The organism is Pseudomonas sp. R3-52-08 (assembly GCF_003851745.1).
GTDB lineage: Bacteria > Pseudomonadota > Gammaproteobacteria > Pseudomonadales > Pseudomonadaceae > Aquipseudomonas.
Map to the genome: position 1 here is coordinate 1,068,077 of NZ_CP027730.1, position 15,141 is coordinate 1,083,217.

Consider the following 15,141-nt stretch of genomic DNA (forward strand, 5'->3'; position numbering starts at 1 on the left):
GATGGTTCATGCTCGGTCGGCAGGCAGCACTTTGCAGTGCTGCCTGCTGGCGTTTATCTTCTTCAATCTGCATCCAGGCCGGTTTGATGCCGTATGAATAAAGAGAACATTTGCCTGGGAGGAGCGGCCTATTAAACCGCTCTTCGCCAAAGGCCCCTCATTGGGCGTGCGCTTGTTGGTGCTGACCGTGCTTTCGGTCGCGCTGATGGTGGTCGACGCCCGTTTTGCGCTGCTCAAGCCTGTGCGTAGCCAGATGTCGCTGGTGTTGATGCAGACTTACTGGATCACCGACCTGCCGCAACGTCTCTACCAGGGCGTGGCCAGCCAATTCGGCAGCCGCACCGAGCTGATTGCCGAGAACGAAAAACTCAAGACCGAAAACCTGCTGTTGCAGGGCCGCATGCAAAAGCTCGCGGCCCTTACCGAGCAGAACGTGCGGCTGCGCGAGTTGCTCAATTCTTCGGCATTGGTCAACGAAAAGGTCGAAGTGGCTGAGTTGATCGGCATGGACCCCAACCCCTTTACCCATCGGATCATCATCAACAAGGGTGAGCGCGACGGCGTGGTCCTTGGCCAGCCGGTGCTCGATGCCCGTGGCCTGATGGGCCAGGTGGTTGAATTGATGCCCTACACCTCACGCGTCTTGCTGCTGACCGACACCACCCACAGCATTCCGGTGCAGGTCAATCGCAACGGTTTGCGCGCGATTGCCAGCGGCACCGGTAACCCGGAACGCCTGGAGTTGCGGCACGTGGCCGACACCGCCGACATCAAGGAAGGCGACCTGCTGGTCAGCTCCGGCCTGGGTCAGCGCTTCCCGGCGGGTTACCCGGTGGCGACGGTCAAGGAGGTCATCCACGATTCCGGCCAGCCGTTTGCCATTGTGCGTGCCGTACCGACCGCCGCGCTGAACCGCAGCCGCTATCTGCTGCTGGTGTTCAGCGATAACCGCACCCCGGAAGAGCGCGCCAATGACGCCGCGCAGGCCCAGGAAGCGGAAGACAAGCAGAACGGCAGCGCGCCGGTGATTCCCGCCACCGTGCCGAAACCGGCGTTCGTGGGGCCACCGGCGCCTGCGGTCGTACCCGCAACCGCTGCGCCTGTTGCCACACCGGCCAAGCCGGCTGCACACAGTGCACGCCCGGCGAAACCGGCGGCGACCACCGCGCCTGCCGCCAGGCCTGCGACAACCGCCCCGGCCACCACGCGGCAGAGGGAGGAATAATGGCCAGTACTCATTCGCGCAATGGCTGGATTGTCTGGCTGACCTTCGCCATCGGCCTGTTGCTCAGCGTTTCACCGCTGCCACAATTCATGGAAATCCTGCGCCCGCTGTGGCTGGCGTTGCTGCTGGCATTCTGGTCGTTGAACCTGCCGCACAAGGTAGGCATGGTCACGGCGATGTGCCTGGGCTTGGCGGAGGATGTGCTCTATGGCACTTTGCTCGGCCAGAACGCGTTGATCCTGACCCTGATCACCTTCCTGGTGCTGTCGTTGCAGCAGCGCTTGCGCATGTTCCCGATGTGGCAGCAGTGCCTGGTGATCCTGGTGATCTTCGGCCTGGCGCAGTTGGTTCAGCTCTGGCTCAGCGCCCTGACCGGCAATCGCCAGCCTACTCTCGCGCTGGTATTGCCGGCCCTGGTCAGTGCACTGCTGTGGCCTTGGGTCAGCTTCGGCCTGCGTGGGCTACGTCGTCGCTACAAAATCAATTGACGGATTGCGAGGCTCTGCCTGGTTATCGAACCCTACAGGGAGAGTCTGCAATGAATGTGCTTTATCTGGCCTCGGGCTCCCCGCGGCGACGTGAGTTGTTGACCCAGATCGGTGTGCCTTTCACCGTGGTCAGCGCCGCCATCGATGAAACGCCTCTTATTGACGAAATTCCCGTCGCCTATGTCGAGCGCCTGGCTCGAAGCAAGGCAGCGGCGGGTCTGGCTGCGCTCGAGCACAGCACAGGCATCTGCGTGTTGGGTGCCGATACCGCTGTGATCGTGGATGGCAAGATTCTTGGCAAACCGGTGGATCAGGCCGATGCCTTGGCGATGTTGATGGCGCTGGCAGGGCGTGAGCATGAAGTCCTCACGGCCATCGCCCTTACCGACGGCCAGCGCTGTGAAACCCGATGTGTAAGCAGTCGCGTGGGGTTTCGTGAGATTTCTGCCCAGGAGGCTACGACCTACTGGCACAGTGGCGAACCCCAGGACAAAGCCGGCGGCTATGCTATCCAGGGGCTGGGCTCGGTGTTCGTGAGCGGACTCAATGGCAGCTATTCCGCCGTGGTCGGCCTGCCGGTGTGCGAAACCGCGCAACTGCTAGGCCGATTCGGCATACCCTGTTGGCAAAACCTTACCGCGCGCTGAACGCCTCTACTTGCGCGCCAAGCCATAAGCGATCGGTCACTATTGTGAAAACGCCTGAACGAGACCCAGCCATGAGTGAAGAGATTCTGATCAATATCACGCCGATGGAATCGCGCGTGGCGGTGGTAGAGAACGGTGTTCTGCAAGAAGTGCATGTGGAGCGCACCCAGAAGCGCGGGATCGTCGGCAACATCTATAAAGGCAAGGTGGTGCGCGTATTGCCGGGCATGCAGGCGGCGTTCGTCGACATCGGCCTGGACCGCGCCGCCTTCATTCATGCTTCGGAAATCTCCCTGCGTGAAGGCCCGGCGGTGGAAAGCATCAGCGCTCTGGTGCACGAAGGGCAGAGCCTGGTGGTGCAGGTCACCAAGGACCCCATCGGTTCCAAGGGCGCCCGGCTGACTACCCAGCTGTCGATTCCGTCGCGGTACCTGGTGTATATGCCGCGCACCGCCCATGTCGGTATTTCCCTCAAGATCGAGGATGAGGCCGAACGCGAGCGCCTGAAGAAGGTGGTCAGCGACTGTGTCGCCGCCGAGGGCATCAAGGAAGCCGGTGGTTTTATCCTGCGCACCGCCGCCGAGGGGGCGGGCGCCGATGAAATCCTGATGGATATCCGCTACCTGCGGCGTCTGTGGGACCAGATCGCGGCGCAGATTCAGACCATTGGCGCGCCAAGCGTCATCTATGAAGACCTCGGCCTGGCGTTGCGTACCTTGCGCGATCTGGTCAGCCCGAAAATTGAGAAAATTCGCATCGACTCGCGGGAAACCTTCCAGCGCACCACGCAATTTGTCGCCGAGCTGATGCCGGAAATTGCCGACCGCCTCGAGCACTATCCGGGCGAGCGGCCGATCTTCGACCTGTATGGCGTCGAAGACGAAATCCAGAAAGCCCTGGAGCGCAAGGTCCCGCTCAAGTCCGGTGGCTACCTGGTGGTGGACCCGGCAGAAGCCATGACCACCATTGACGTCAACACGGGCGCGTTCGTGGGGCACCGCAACCTCGAAGAGACCATCTTCAAGACCAACCTTGAAGCTGCCACGGCGATAGCGCGCCAACTGCGCCTGCGTAACCTGGGCGGCATCATCATCATCGACTTCATCGACATGGAAGACGCAGAGCACCAACGCCAGGTACTGCGCACCCTCGAAAAACAGCTGGAACGCGATCACGCCAAGACCAACATCATCGGCATCACTGAGCTGGGCCTGGTGCAGATGACCCGCAAGCGCACCCGCGAGAGCCTTGAGCAAGTGCTGTGCGAACCCTGCAGCAGTTGCCAGGGCCGGGGTAAATTGAAAACCCCGGAAACGGTCTGCTACGAAATTTTCCGTGAAATCCTACGGGAGGCACGCGCCTATCAGGCCGAAGGTTATAGAGTGCTCGCCAACCAGAAAGTGGTCGATCGCCTGCTCGACGAAGAGTCGGGCAACGTCGCCGAACTGGAGGGGTTTATCGGGCGCACTATTCGTTTTCAGGTCGAAACCATGTATTCCCAGGAACAATACGACGTGGTGCTGCTCTGATCCCCATTCGTTTTTCTTTTCCGAGACCGGCAGGCATTGATCTGTCGTCCGACTACCGCTTTGAGGGTCGCCTGACATGGAGCGTCTGATACGCTTTTTTGCCGCTTTGACCCGTTGGGGGCTGGGCCTGTGTGCCTTACTGCTGGTTTCGGCGGCGGTGTACGTGAGCCTGGGGCGTGAATTGACCCCGCTGGTGGCCGAATACCGCGCTGAAGTCGAAACCAAGGCCCAGGCTGCGGTGCAGATGCCGGTGCATATCGGTAGCCTCGAAGGCCGCTGGAGCGGGTTTGCGCCGATCTTGCTGGCCCACGACGTGATGGTCGGCGAGGGCAGCAGTGCGTTGCGCCTGGACCAGGTCGAGGTGGTGCCCGACCTCTGGGCCAGCCTGATGGCCCGTGAAGTACGCATCGCCCATCTGCAAGTCAGCGGCTTGCAGCTGAGTGTCAAGGAAGACCAGGACGGCAGTTGGACGCTTCAGGGCTTGCCGTTACAGGACAGCCCGTCACTGGACCCGCAACAACTGCTCACCCGTATGCAAATGGTCAAGCGCGTTTCGGTGCTCGACAGCCAGGTGACCTTGCAACCGTTCGACCGGGCGCCGGTGACCGTAACATATGTAGGCCTGAGCCTGCACACCGGCATGGCCCGGCAACGCCTGGACGCGCGCCTGACGCTGCCCGACAGCCAACCGCTCGCCCTGAGCCTGCGCAGCCGTATACGCGCCAGCCAATGGAAAGACGCCGAGGTCGAGGCCTACCTGAGCCTGCCTCAAAGCGACTGGGCCAAGTGGATTCCATCCCGGCTGACCCAACAATGGAAGCTCACCCAGCTCAAGGCCGGCGGTGAGTTCTGGCTCAACTGGGCCAATGGCACCGTGCAAAGCGCGGTGGTGCGCCTCAATTCGCCGCAGGTAAAGGGCAGCTACGCCGAGCGCCAGCCGGTGCATATCAAAAACCTGGCCCTGACCGCGTATGTGCAACGCAGCGACAGCGGCCTCAAGGTGCTGTTGGATTCGCTGGCGATGAACATCGGCGAAACCCGTTGGGAATCGCGCATGCAACTGCAGCAGAGTCTGGCCACCGACGACGCCCAGGAAGTGTGGAAACTCCAGGCCGATCGGCTCGACCTGACCCCCATCACGCCATTGCTCAATGCCCTGGCACCGCTGCCGGAAGGTTTCGCCAAGGCTGTCGAGCACCTGAAAGCCACCGGCTTGTTGCGCAATGTGCTCGTGGACTTCCGCCCCCAGGACACCACCGATCAAAAAGTCAGTTTTGCCGCCAACCTTGAACGTGTCGGTTTTGACGCGTACTTCGGCGCGCCGGCTGCGCGCAATGTGTCCGGCAGCATCAGCGGCGACCTGGGCCATGGCGAGTTGCGCATGGACAGCAAGGACTTCTCCCTGCATCTATTCCCGATTTTCGCCAAGCCATGGCAGTACATCCAGGCCAATGCGCGCCTGACCTGGACGTTGGACAAGCAGGGCTTCACCCTGATCGCGCCGTATATCAAAGTGCTGGGGGAAGAAGGCAAGGTCGCGGCGGATTTCCTGATTCGCCTGCATTTCGACCATAGCCAGGAGGACTACATGGACTTGCGGGTCGGCATGGTCGATGGCGATGGTCGTTTTACCCCCAAGTATCTACCGGCAGTGCTGAGCCCGGCGCTGGATGAATGGTTGCGCACGGCGATCCTCAAAGGCGCGGTAGACGAAGGTTTTTTCCAGTACCAGGGCTCCTTGAGCCACAACGCGCTGCCGGCTTCGCGCAATATCAGCCTGTTCTTCAAGGTGCATGATGCCGAGCTGGCCTTCCAGCCGGGTTGGCCCCATGTGAACAAGGTCAATGGTGAAGTGTTCGTCGAGGAGAGCGGCGTGCGTATCCTGGCCAGCAAGGGCCAACTGCTCGATACCCAGGTCAAGGACGTTTACGTCAATATCCCCCACGCGCCGGCCGGCAAGGACAGCCACCTGCTGCTCACCGGCGGATTTTCCGGTGGGTTGGGCGACGGTTTGAAAATCCTCCAGGAAGCCCCCATCGGTACCGCATCCACCTTTGCGGGCTGGAAGGGCGAGGGCAACCTGCAAGGCAGTCTGGACCTGGACGTGCCCTTGGCCAAAGGCACCGAGCCTAAGATCGTGGTCGACTTCAAGACCGATAAAGCGCGCCTGCAACTGGCGGAGCCCACCCTGGACCTGACCCAGCTCAAGGGTGACTTCCGTTTCGACAGCGCCAAGGGCCTGAGCGGCCAGAATATTTCGGCCCAGGCGTTCGACCGTCCGATCACCGCGCAGATTTTTGCCGAGGGCACACCCGGCAATATCAACACCCGCGTTACCGCCAAGGGGCAGGTGACGGTCAAGCGGCTCACCGACTGGTTGAAAATCAGCCAGCCGCTGCCGGTGTCCGGCGATATTCCGTACCAGTTGCAAGTGATCCTGGACGGCGCGGACAGTCAGTTGATGGTCAATTCCAATCTCAAGGGCGTCGCGGTAGACCTGCCGGCGCCGTTTGGCATGCCGGCGAGCCAGGGCCGTGACAGCACGTTCCGCATGACCTTGCAGGGCGCTGAACGGCGTTACTGGTTTGACTACGGTGAGCTGGCGAACTTCACGTTTGCGGCGCCGCCGGACAACTTCAATGAGGGCCGCGGCGAATTGTTCCTCGGCGATGGCGACGCGGTGTTGCCCGGCGCCAAGGGCCTGCGCATTCGCGGGGTGCTCTCCGAACTGAACATCGACCCGTGGAAACAACTCGCCAACCGTTACGCCGTTAACGATCCGGGCGGCAATGCCAAGCAGCTGCTCAGTGGCGCTGATTTCAAGGTAGGCAAGCTGACCGGTTTCGGTACTGAGTTCGACCAGGTCAAACTGCAACTGGATCGCAAGCCCGTGGCCTGGGGCCTGCAGTTCGACAGCCAGCAAGCCAAGGGCACGGTCAACCTACCGGACGCCAAGGGCGCACCTATCGCAATCAACCTGCAGTACGTGAAGCTGCCTGCGGTCGACCCGACCGTACAGGCGGACGAGAACGCGCCGGACCCGTTGGCCGATATCGATCCCAAGGATATTCCGGCATTGGATATCGCCATCGATCAACTGTTCCAGGGCCCAGACCTGGTGGGCGCCTGGTCGCTGAAAGTCCGGCCGACCGCCAAAGGTCTGGCCTTCAACAGCCTGGACCTGGGCCTCAAGGGCATGCAGCTCAACGGTGCCGGCGGTTGGGAAGGCGCGCCGGGGGCCAGCAGCAGTTGGTACAAGGGGCGACTGGACGGCAAGAACATTGCCGACGTGCTCAAAGGCTGGGGCTTTGCGCCCACAGTGACCAGCGAGGACTTCCACCTGGACGTGGATGGCCGCTGGCCCGGTTCGCCCGCCTGGGTCGGGCCCAAACGGTTCTCCGGTAGCCTGGACGCAGCGTTCCGTAAAGGCCAGTTCGTGGAAGTGGAAGGTGGCGCCCAGGCATTGCGGGTGTTCGGCCTGCTTAACTTCAATTCCATCGGCCGCCGTTTGCGCCTGGATTTTTCCGACTTGCTCGGCAAGGGCCTGAGCTATGACCGGGTCAAGGGCTTGCTCGCAGCCAGTAACGGCGTGTTCGTGACCCGTGAGCCCATCACCATGACCGGGCCGTCCACCAACCTTGAGCTGAACGGCACCCTGGACCTGGTGGCGGATCGCGTCGATGCCAAGTTGCTGGTGACGCTGCCGGTCACCAACAACCTGCCCATCGCGGCATTGATTGTCGGCGCGCCGGCCATTGGCGGCGCGTTGTTCCTGATCGACAAGCTGATCGGTGACCGGGTATCGCGCTTCGCCAGCGTGCAGTACACCGTGCAAGGCCCGTGGAAAGACCCGAAAATTACCTTCGACAAGCCATTTGAAAAGCCAAACTGAGAGGCTGTGGAGTAGCATGGCCCCATGCCCTTTACGGAGTGTCGGCCCATGTCCTTTGCGGTAATTCAAATGGTCAGCCAGAGTGATGTGCTGGCGAACCTGGCTCAGGCGCGCCGCCTGCTGGAGAGCGCGGCGGCGCAGGGCGCCAGGCTTGCGGTACTGCCGGAGAACTTCGCCGCAATGGGCCGCCGTGACATGGCTGACATTGGTCGCGCCGAGGCCTTGGGTGAAGGCCCGATCCTGCCATGGTTGAAACAGGCCGCCCGCGACCTCACCTTATGGATAGTGGCCGGCACACTACCGTTGCCACCCAAGGACCAACCGAGCGCCAAGCCTAACGCCTGTTCGCTGTTGATCGACGACCGCGGTGAAATCGTCGCTCGCTACGACAAGCTGCATTTGTTCGATGTGGATGTGGCGGATGCCCGGGGTCGTTATCGCGAATCCGACGACTATGCTTTCGGAAGCAACGTGGTGGTGACGGATACGCCGGTGGGGCGCTTGGGGCTGACGGTGTGCTACGACCTGCGCTTCCCGGAGTTGTACAGTGAGTTGCGCGCGGCGGGGGCTGAGTTGATCAGCGCGCCCTCGGCGTTTACGGCGGTGACCGGGGCGGCGCATTGGGATGTGCTGATTCGTGCACGGGCCATTGAAACCCAGTGTTACTTGCTGGCGGCTGCCCAGGGCGGTGTGCACCCGGGACCACGGGAAACCCACGGGCACGCGGCGATTATCGATCCCTGGGGGCGCGTGTTGGCCCAACAGGATCAAGGCGAAGCGGTGTTGGTGGCCGAACGCGACAGCAAAGAACAGGCGTCGATACGGGCGCGCATGCCGGTGGTCAATCACCGGCGCTTTTTCTCGCAGGGCGCACAGCGACCTGCTTCAGAACGATGAATTTAAGGCCAAACCTATGAGCGAGTTGTTGTCCTCAGTCAGTGAACATCTCCTGGCACCCGGTGGCGTGACCATCGAAAGTCTGCAAACCGTGCTGGGCGATCTGGCCGGACCCGGCATCGACGCGGCCGACCTGTATTTCCAGGGGCAGATTTCCGAGTCCTGGGCGTTGGAAGACGGCATCGTCAAGGAAGGCAGTTTCAACCTTGACCAGGGTGTAGGCGTTCGCGCGCAATCCGGAGAAAAAACCGGTTTTGCCTACAGCAACGCCATTACGTTGGAGGCCCTGGGCCTGGCTGCGCGTGCGGCCCGTTCGATTTCCCGTGCAGGGCAGAACGGCACGGTGCAGGCGTTCAGCACCCAGGACGTGGCGCAGTTGTACGCGCCGGACAATCCGCTGGAAGTGATCAGCCGCGCGGAGAAGGTCGAGCTGCTCAAGCGTGTGGACGCGGCGACCCGCGCCCTGGACCCGCGTATCCAGCAGGTCACCGTGAGCATGGCCGGCGTGTGGGAGCGCATCCTCGTCGCGTCTACCGACGGCGGGCTGGCGGCCGATGTGCGGCCACTGGTGCGTTTCAACGTGAGTGTGATCGTCGAGCAGAACGGTCGCCGCGAGCGCGGCGGCCATGGCGGTGGCGGGCGCACCGATTACCGTTATTTCCTCGCCGAGGACCGCGCCATGGGCTACGCCCGTGAAGCGCTGCGCCAGGCACTGGTCAACCTGGAAGCGATTCCGGCGCCGGCCGGTACCTTGCCGGTGGTGCTGGGTTCGGGTTGGTCCGGTGTGCTGCTGCACGAAGCCGTGGGCCATGGGCTGGAAGGCGACTTCAACCGCAAGGGCAGCTCCGCCTACAGCGGGCGCATGGGCGAGATGGTTGCGTCCAAGCTGTGCACCATTGTCGATGACGGTACCTTGGCCGGTCGCCGGGGTTCGTTGAGTGTGGATGACGAGGGCACGCCCACGGAGTGCACCACCCTGATCGAAAACGGCGTACTCAAGGGCTATATGCAAGACAAGCTCAACGCCCGCCTGATGGGCGTGGCGCGCACCGGCAACGGTCGCCGCGAATCCTATGCCCACCTGCCCATGCCACGTATGACCAACACCTACATGCTCGGTGGCCAAAGCGATCCGGCAGAAATCATTGCGTCGGTGAAGCGCGGCATCTACTGCGCCAACCTCGGTGGAGGGCAGGTGGATATCACCAGCGGCAAGTTCGTGTTTTCCACCAGCGAGGCGTACTTGATCGAAGACGGCAAGATTACCGCACCGGTCAAGGGCGCGACGTTGATTGGTAATGGGCCGGAGGCCATGAGCAAGGTGTCGATGGTCGGTAACGATCTGTCGCTGGACAGCGGCGTGGGCACGTGCGGGAAGGATGGGCAGTCGGTGCCGGTGGGCGTGGGCCAGCCAACCTTGAAAATTGATGCGATCACCGTGGGTGGCACGGGCTCGTAAGCCCGCAAGCTTCGGGTGGCGAAGGTCGCCACCCGGGGAAGAGGATCAACGCAGACCGCGTTGAGTCTCGTCCAGCTCACGGATGTATTTGAAGATTTTACGGCTGGTGGCCGGCGCCTTGTTATGCGCCATTTCATGTTGGGCTTGACGGATCAGGGAGCGCAATTGCTGGCGGTCCGCTTCCGGATAGTCCAATACGAATTTTTCCAGCACGGCGTCATCGCCCTCGATCAGGCGGTCACGCCAACGCTCCAGGTTATGGAAGCGTTCGTTGTACTGGCGAGTGGAGGCATCGGTTTGATCGAGCAAGGCCAGAATGGCGTCAGTGTCCTGATCGCGCATCAGCTTGCCGATAAACATGATGTGCCGTTTGCGCGCGATATTCGCGGTGTGCTTAGGCGCATCGGCCAAGGCCCGACGCATTTCGTCGGTCAGTGGCAGTTTTGCAATCAAGTCCTTTTTGAGCGTTGTAAGGCGCTCGCCAAGGTCAACCAGAGCATGCAGCTCACGTTTGACCTGGGTTTTGCTTTTCTCCCCATCGAGGGAGTCGTCGTAAGAATCAACCATGGTGGCAGTCCGCAAAGAAACGCCGCCATGATAACCAGTCGGGGGCCGCTTGTCCGGCCCGGTCGCTCGATGGCCTTAACCGAGAGCAGAATTTGAGTGGAGAAAACCATGAGTGCAGCCCAAAGCGTCGGTCCGCAAGCGTTACCGGCACTGCAGGAACAAGTCGAGCAGATCCTTGCCGAGGCCAAGCGCCAGGGGGCCAGCGCCTGTGAGGTAGCGGTGTCGCTGGAGCAGGGACTGTCGACTTCGGTGCGTCAGCGGGAAGTGGAGACCGTAGAATTCAATCGCGACCAAGGGTTTGGGATTACCTTGTATGTGGGCCAGCGCAAAGGTTCGGCCAGTACGTCGGCCAGTGGCCCGGAGGCGATCCGCGAGACCGTCGCCGCCGCGTTGGCAATCGCCAAGCACACCTCTGAGGATGAAAGCTCAGGCTTGGCCGACAAAGCGCTGATGGCCAAGGACCTGCAGGATTTCGACCTGTTCCACGCCTGGGATATCACGCCTGAGCAAGCCATCGAACAGGCGCTGACCTGCGAAGCCGCGGCATTCGACGCCGATGCGCGTATCAAGAACGCCGACGGCACCACCCTGAGTACGCATCAGGGCTGCCGTGTCTACGGTAACAGCCACGGTTTTATCGGCGGCTATGCGTCCACGCGTCACAGCCTGAGTTGCGTCATGATCGCCGAAGCCGACGGCCAGATGCAGCGTGATTACTGGTACGACGTCAACCGTCAAGGCGAGTTGCTGGCCGACCCGGTAAGCATTGGCCAGCGTGCGGCGCAGCGTGCAGCCAGTCGTTTGGGCGCACGCCCGGTGCCCACGTGCGAAGTGCCGGTACTGTTTTCCGCAGAGTTGGCCGGTGGTCTGTTCGGTAGTTTTCTCGGAGCGATTTCCGGCGGCAACCTGTATCGCAAATCTTCATTCCTCGAAGGCGCGATCGGCCAGAAGCTGTTCCCGGAGTGGTTGACCATCGATGAGCGCCCGCACCTGATGCGCGCCATGGGCAGCGCCTCGTTCGACGGCGACGGCCTGGCCACGTATGCCAAGCCGTTCGTTGAGAAGGGCGAGTTGGTGTCTTATATATTGGGCACCTACGCTGGACGCAAGCTTGGCCTGCCAAGCACCGCCAACTCCGGCGGGGTTCACAACCTGTTCGTGACCCATGGCGATGAAGACCAGGCGGCGCTGTTGCGTCGCATGGGGCGCGGCCTGCTGGTGACCGAATTGATGGGCCAAGGGCTGAACATGGTGACGGGTGACTATTCCCGTGGCGCGGCGGGGTTCTGGGTGGAAAACGGTGAGATTCAGTTCGCCGTCCAGGAAGTGACGATTGCCGGCAACATGCGCGATATGTTCAAGCAGATCGTGGCCGTGGGTAACGACCTGGAATTGCGCAGCAATATCCGCACGGGCTCCGTGTTGATCGAACGGATGACGGTCGCCGGTAGCTGACCTGCAACGTTTCAGCAAAAAGGCGCGCCATATCGATGATGGCGCGCCTTTTTTTGTGCCGCTGGCAAAAAGGATTAATCTGCTGTTCTTGTTTTGATTCTTAATATCATTTAATAATGAATATCATTACTGAATGAGTGTGGATCATGAGTTCTGTCTTGCGTGAGGACCCGTACCTGGAAAGTTGGCGGTGGATGAGTCGTCAGATTCGCTGTGGGCTCGACCCCAATGAGCCTCGCCTGATCGAACATTACCTCAATGAGGGACGCTACCTGGCGTGTTGCACCGCGACCCACCCGTGGACGATCGCCGAAACGTCATTCCGATTGCTCATCGACACCGCCAACGATATCGCGCTGCCCTGGCATTGGCGCTCCTCGTGTCTGGACCAGGCCTGGCGCCCCCTGCGTGACCTGGAAAAACTCTCTCACTGTGCCTGCCGCCTCAAGCGCTGGCAGGCCTTCGCCTGGCAATTGGCGACATGCCAATTGCTGCCATCCCTCTCTCACGCCGACTTGGTGCAAGGATCTGATGATGAGTAACACCCGTATCGAACGCGACAGCATGGGCGAACTGCAAGTCCCCGCCGAGGCCTTGTACGGTGCGCAAACCCAGCGCGCGGTGAACAACTTTCCGATCAGCCATCAGCGCATGCCCGCGCAGTTCATTCGCGCGCTTATCCTGGCCAAGGCCGCTGCCGCCAGGGCCAACGTCGACCTCAAGCAAATCAGCGAAGGGCAGGGCAAGGCCATTGTCGATGCTGCCCAAGGTTTATTGGAAGGCGACTACATGCAGCATTTCCCGGTGGATATCTTCCAGACCGGCTCCGGCACCAGCTCCAACATGAATGCCAACGAAGTGATTGCGACCCTGGCCAGCCGCTTGCTGGGCGAGGTGGTAAACCCCAATGACCACGTCAACTGCGGACAAAGCAGCAACGACATCATCCCGACCACCATTCATGTCAGCGCCGCGCTGGTGCTGCACGAGCAAACACTGCCGGCCTTGTTGCACCTGGTGCAGGTGATCGAGCACAAGGCGGAAGCGGTTCACCCGTTTATCAAGACTGGTCGTACCCACTTGATGGATGCCATGCCGGTGCGCATGAGCCAGGTGCTCAATGGCTGGGCGCAGCAGCTCAAGGCCAATGTCGGCCACCTGCAAGACCTGCTGCCGGCGCTGCAAGCGCTGGCCCAGGGTGGCACGGCGGTAGGCACCGGCATCAACGCACACCCGGAGTTTGCCGCACGTTTCAGCCAGCACCTGAGCCACCTGACCCAGGTGACGTTCACGCCGGGCAAGAACCTGTTTGCGTTGATTGGCTCCCAGGACACCGCCGTCGCCGTCTCCGGCCAGTTGAAAGCCACCGCTGTATCGCTGATGAAGATCGCCAATGACCTGCGCTGGATGAACTCCGGCCCGTTGGCCGGCCTCGGCGAAATCGAGCTGGAAGGTCTGCAGCCGGGGTCGTCGATCATGCCGGGCAAGGTCAATCCGGTAATCCCGGAAGCCACGGCCATGGTGGCTGCCCAGGTCATCGGCAACGATACGGTGATCACCGTCGCCGGCCAATCGGGCAACTTCGAGCTGAACGTGATGCTGCCGATCATCGCCCAGAACCTGCTCAGTAGCCTGGAGTTGCTGGCCAACGCCAGCCGTTTGCTGGCGGACAAGGCCATTGCCAGCTTCAAGGTCAACGAAGCCAAACTCAAGGAGGCGTTGTCGCGCAACCCGATCCTGGTCACCGCCCTCAATCCGATCATTGGTTACCAAAAGGCCGCTGAAATCGCCAAGCAGGCTTATCAGCAGGGTCGTCCGGTGATCGATGTCGCCCTCGAACACACCGACTTGCCGCGCAGCCAACTGGAAGTCCTGCTGGACCCGGAAAAGCTTACGGCGGGCGGCGTGTAATCACCGACCCTGTTTTGGAGGCTCACCCATGGAGCACTGGAAACGCACGATCGAACGGGCCAATCGCTGTTTTATGGCGGGCGAGCTGGTGGACGCACGCGAGGCCTATTTGCAAGCCCTGGCCCTGGCCCAAGTGTTGTTCGAACGCTGGGCGGACGCCGATGAAGCCGTGGCGGCTTGCGTCATTTCCCATCACAACCTGGCAGACCTGCACCTGCGCCTGAACCAGCCTGAAGAAAGCGCGGAATACCTCTGCGCCATTCACCAGCGCCTGCTGCAGACCATGCAGGACCCACGCCTCAGTCCGCAGTTGCGCGAGGCCGCGTTGCGCCAGAGCAGCAAAACCTATGTCGAACTGTTGAATTTCATCAGCGATCACGGCGAGTACCCGCGCACCCATCGCTTGCTGGGCGGTGCCGCGTCGCAACCGACCCCCTCTCACTATGGAGCACATTGATATGACCTATACCCTGCCGGCTTTGCCTTACGCCTACGACGCCCTCGAACCCCATATCGATGCGCAAACCATGGAGATTCACTACACCAAGCATCATCAAACCTACATCAATAACCTTAATGCCGCCGTCGAAGGCACCGAGTTCGCTGGCTGGCCGGTGGAGAAGCTGGTTTCCAGCGTCGAAAAATTACCGGAGCAATTACGCGCTGCCGTGGTCAACCAAGGAGGTGGGCATGCCAACCACTCGCTGTTCTGGGCGGTCATGTCGCCCACAGGTGGCGGAAAGCCTGAGGGGGAACTCGACAAGGCGATCGACGAGCAACTGGGGGGCTTCGACAGTTTCAAGGAGGCCTTTACCAAAGCGGCGTTGACCCGTTTCGGCAGCGGCTGGGCCTGGTTGAGTGTCACCCCGCAGAAGACCTTGGTGGTGGAAAGCAGCGGCAACCAGGACAGCCCGCTGATGAGCGGCAACACGCCGATCCTCGGTTTGGACGTTTGGGAGCACGCTTATTACCTGCTGTATCAAAACCGACGACCGGAGTATATCAATGCATTCTATAGCGTCATTAACTGGCCCGAGGTCGCCGCGCGCTACCAGGCCGCTTTGGCCTGAT

General features: G+C 61.4%; 13 protein-coding genes. 12 read left to right on the plus strand and 1 reads right to left on the minus strand.

Annotated features, from left to right (window positions below; genetic code table 11):
• Positions 1-160: 160 nt before the first annotated feature.
• From mreC to tldD, 7 genes are all read left to right on the plus strand, one after another.
• Complete coding sequence (gene mreC / locus C4J91_RS04820; RefSeq protein WP_256681659.1) at positions 161-1,225, plus strand: rod shape-determining protein MreC; 1,065 nt, start codon at positions 161-163, stop codon at positions 1,223-1,225.
• Entirely contained in the window at positions 1,225-1,713 is a 489-nt protein-coding gene (gene mreD / locus C4J91_RS04825; RefSeq protein WP_124361299.1) for a rod shape-determining protein MreD, read from the plus strand. Before mreC ends, mreD begins: the two co-directional genes overlap by 1 nt.
• Positions 1,714-1,763: 50 nt before the next feature.
• Positions 1,764-2,360, plus strand: coding sequence for a nucleoside triphosphate pyrophosphatase (locus C4J91_RS04830; RefSeq protein WP_124361300.1), 597 nt, complete (start codon positions 1,764-1,766; stop codon positions 2,358-2,360).
• Between the two features lie 71 nt (positions 2,361-2,431).
• The gene (gene rng, locus C4J91_RS04835; protein ID WP_124361301.1) at positions 2,432-3,889 is read left to right on the plus strand and encodes a ribonuclease G; all 1,458 of its coding nucleotides are present in this window, start codon (positions 2,432-2,434) and stop codon (positions 3,887-3,889) included.
• Positions 3,890-3,965: 76 nt separating this feature from the next.
• Positions 3,966-7,781, plus strand: a complete 3,816-nt coding sequence (locus C4J91_RS04840; protein ID WP_124361302.1) for a YhdP family protein — start codon at positions 3,966-3,968, stop codon at positions 7,779-7,781.
• 48 nt (positions 7,782-7,829) lie between these two features.
• Positions 7,830-8,678 carry a carbon-nitrogen hydrolase family protein gene (locus C4J91_RS04845; RefSeq protein ID WP_124361303.1) on the plus strand — a complete coding sequence of 283 codons (849 nt, stop codon included), beginning with the start codon at positions 7,830-7,832 and terminating at the stop codon, positions 8,676-8,678.
• A 16-nt stretch (positions 8,679-8,694) separates the two neighbouring features.
• Positions 8,695-10,137: a metalloprotease TldD gene (tldD, locus tag C4J91_RS04850; RefSeq protein ID WP_124361304.1), complete on the plus strand. Its 1,443-nt coding sequence runs from the start codon at positions 8,695-8,697 to the stop codon at positions 10,135-10,137.
• Positions 10,138-10,182: 45 nt separating this feature from the next.
• Here tldD and yjgA read toward each other — a convergent pair whose 3' ends face one another.
• Complete coding sequence (gene yjgA, locus C4J91_RS04855; protein ID WP_124361305.1) at positions 10,183-10,704, minus strand: ribosome biogenesis factor YjgA; 522 nt, start codon at positions 10,702-10,704, stop codon at positions 10,183-10,185.
• A 108-nt stretch (positions 10,705-10,812) separates the two neighbouring features.
• Here yjgA and pmbA point away from each other — a divergent pair, with 108 nt between their 5' ends.
• From pmbA to C4J91_RS04880, 5 genes are all read left to right on the plus strand, one after another.
• Positions 10,813-12,159 carry a metalloprotease PmbA gene (gene pmbA / locus C4J91_RS04860; protein WP_124361306.1) on the plus strand — a complete coding sequence of 449 codons (1,347 nt, stop codon included), beginning with the start codon at positions 10,813-10,815 and terminating at the stop codon, positions 12,157-12,159.
• A gap of 146 nt (positions 12,160-12,305) precedes the next feature.
• A complete protein-coding gene (locus C4J91_RS04865; RefSeq protein ID WP_124361307.1) occupies positions 12,306-12,701 on the plus strand; it encodes a FagA protein in 396 nt (131 codons plus the stop codon).
• Positions 12,694-14,070, plus strand: a complete 1,377-nt coding sequence (locus C4J91_RS04870) for a lyase family protein (RefSeq protein WP_124361308.1) — start codon at positions 12,694-12,696, stop codon at positions 14,068-14,070. The genes C4J91_RS04865 and C4J91_RS04870 overlap by 8 nt, the downstream gene beginning before the upstream one ends.
• Before the next feature lie 28 nt (positions 14,071-14,098).
• On the plus strand, positions 14,099-14,527 hold the full coding sequence (locus C4J91_RS04875; RefSeq protein WP_124361309.1) for a hypothetical protein: 429 nt from the start codon (positions 14,099-14,101) through the stop codon (positions 14,525-14,527).
• Between the two features lies 1 nt (position 14,528).
• Positions 14,529-15,140, plus strand: coding sequence for a superoxide dismutase (locus C4J91_RS04880; protein ID WP_124361310.1), 612 nt, complete (start codon positions 14,529-14,531; stop codon positions 15,138-15,140).
• Position 15,141 lies beyond the last annotated feature (1 nt).